This window comes from Halovulum marinum (genome assembly GCF_009697225.1).
In the GTDB taxonomy this organism is placed as follows: Bacteria; Pseudomonadota; Alphaproteobacteria; order Rhodobacterales; family Rhodobacteraceae; genus Halovulum; species Halovulum marinum.
Genome location: NZ_WIND01000070.1, coordinates 1 through 1096, shown reverse-complemented (window position 1 = coordinate 1096; position 1096 = coordinate 1). Strand labels below are relative to the sequence as shown.

Annotated in this window: 1 protein-coding gene; it reads left to right on the top strand. The window is 67.7% G+C overall.

Translation table 11 applies throughout. The features are described 5' to 3' along the window. Positions 1 to 1096: IS21 family transposase (gene istA, locus GE300_RS22040; RefSeq protein ID WP_154449706.1), on the top strand; the 1096-nt coding region annotated here is incomplete at both ends.

Sequence of the window (1096 nt, the reverse complement as noted above, 5' to 3'; positions counted from 1 at the left end):
GACCCAGCCGGACTGGCCGGCGATCCATCGCGAGCTCAGGCGCCCGGGCGTGACGCTGTCGCTGCTCTGGGAGGAATACCGCGCGGTTCATCCCGAGGGCTATGGCTACAGCCGGTTCTGCGATCTCTACCGGCGCTGGAGCGGTCGGCTGACGCCGGTGATGCGCCAGCACCATGTCGCCGGCGAGCGGATGTTCGTCGATTACGCCGGCACCACGCTGGAGGTCATCGACGGGGCGACCGGCGAGGTTCGCCAGGCGCAGCTGTTCGTGGCGGCCCTCGGCGCCTCGAACCTGACCTATGCCGAGGCGAGTTGGAGCCAGGGGTTGTCCGATTGGATTGGCTCACATTGCCGGGCGCTCGGCTATTTCGGCGGGGTTCCGGCGCAGGTGGTGTCCGACAACCTGAAGTCCGGCGTCACCAAGGCTTGCTTCTACGAGCCCGCGGTGAACCGGACCTACGCCGACATGGCCGCGCATTACGGCACCGCGGTGGTGCCGGCCCGACCGCGCAAACCCCGCGACAAGGCGAAGGTGGAGGTGGCGGTCCAGATTGTCGATCGCTGGATCGCGGCGCGCCTGCGCAATCAGCGGTTCTTCTCGTTGGCGGACCTGAACGCCGCCATCCGCCTCCTCCTCGATCGGCTGAACGACCGGATAACCCGGCATCTCGGCGCCAGCCGGAGGGACCTGTTCGAGCAGATCGAACGGTCGGCGCTGCGGCCCTTGCCCGCCGAGCCCTACGTCTTCTCCGAATGGAAGCAATGCACGGTCGGGCTCGACTACCATGTCGAGGTCGACAAGCATTACTACTCGGCGCCGCACAGCCTGCTGCGCGAGAAGGTCTGGGTCCGGCTCACCGCCCAGACGGTCGAGGTCTTCCACCATGGCAAGCGCGTCGCAGCCCACGCGAGAACCTCGTCCAACCGCCGGCACACCACCGTCGCCGATCACATGCCGGCCAGTCATCGGCGCTATTCCGAATGGTCGCCCGAGCGGCTGAAGTCCTGGGCGGCGAAGATCGGGCCGAACACCGCCACCCTGGTCGCGGTGATCCTGCGCGACCGCAGTCATCCCGAACAGGGCTTCCGCTCCTGC